Origin of the sequence: Halomonas sp. (genome assembly GCF_041689495.1) — a bacterium.
Lineage (GTDB): Bacteria > Pseudomonadota > Gammaproteobacteria > Pseudomonadales > Halomonadaceae > Halomonas.
Genome location: NZ_JBDNGD010000152.1, coordinates 1 through 1,093, shown reverse-complemented (window position 1 = coordinate 1,093; position 1,093 = coordinate 1). Strand labels below are relative to the sequence as shown.

Below are 1,093 nucleotides of genomic sequence, written 5' to 3'. Positions count from 1 at the left end.
CGTGTCGTGCCGGCCACGGGAAGAGGCTGTCAGTATGGCAGACTATCTTCTACCATCCGTCACTGGATGTGGACAGGCATCAAGACGACAATGGACTGTTCCTAACGATGCAGGCGATGCAGGCGATGCAGGCGATGCAGGCGATGCAGGCGATGCAGGCGATGCAGGCGATGCAGGCGATGCAGGCGATGCAGGCGATGCAGGGAGTCCCTAGCGTTCATGCCAATCAAGACACGTGATCTCGCCATGGACACCCTGCTCTTAATGGTGGCGGCGACCTTCGTGATGCTGGGTCTTGGGGGTCTCCTTGCCCTGGCGATGCAGGATCTGGTCGGCCCCTCTCGTCTCCTGTACGGGGCGAATAGCGCTCTGCTGTCACTCCTCCTGGGAGTCGGCCTGTTGTGCGCCTGGCAGGGGTGGTGGCGTTGTCGGCAGCTGGCGGGCGGCCTGCTGGGGATTCTGATGGTGACCAGCCTGACGGGGTCCGGCCTGGTCGGCGCCCATCTGGACGGTTTCTCACCGCTGGGCCTCGTTGCGGCGGTGCTGGCTTCCGTGCTGCTGCTGGCGGTGGCCTGCTGCCTGCTGGCGGGATTTTCCCGGCCCTGGGCGAGATGGCTCTGGGTCGCTGTCGGGAGCCTGCAGGGGGTGTTCGGCCTGGCCTTGCTCGCCTGGGTGCTCTCGGCGCCCTCCCAGCTGGCCTTCAGCCTGCTGGAATCCGCAGCGCTGACCATGGCGTTCTTCTCACTGCTCCTGGGTGGCGCCATGGTCGCCGCGGGATTCCGTGGGGTGGTAAAGGGTTTCCGCCCTGGACGCATGGCCCTCATCGCGGCCCTGGTGGGCGTAGGCATCAGCGCTGCGAGCGGGACTCTGCTCAGCTGGCAGCAGCAGTCGGCGCTTCACCAGCAGGCCGACTTCCTGCTGGACAACATCCAGCTCAATGCCGAACAGGTCATGACTTCCCGACTCACCCTGATGCAGCGCATGGCGGCGCGGATCGACGCCGCCGCCGGTGGCCTCGACCCCAAGGTGCTCGATCGGGACATAGAGAACTACCTGCGCGATGCGGGCAGCCCCCGGGCCATCGGGCTGCTCG

At 66.0% G+C, this 1,093-nt stretch carries 1 protein-coding gene and 1 pseudogene; both read left to right on the top strand.

The window, feature by feature from the left end; all coding sequences use genetic code 11:
• Positions 1 to 239, top strand: a 239-nt coding sequence (locus ACESMD_RS05200; protein ID WP_372610988.1) for a hypothetical protein, incomplete at its 5' end; no start/stop codon positions are given.
• Positions 220 to 1,093, top strand: a pseudogene (locus ACESMD_RS05195) (hypothetical protein); the annotation flags it as partial. The gene ACESMD_RS05200 and the pseudogene ACESMD_RS05195, both read left to right, overlap by 20 nt.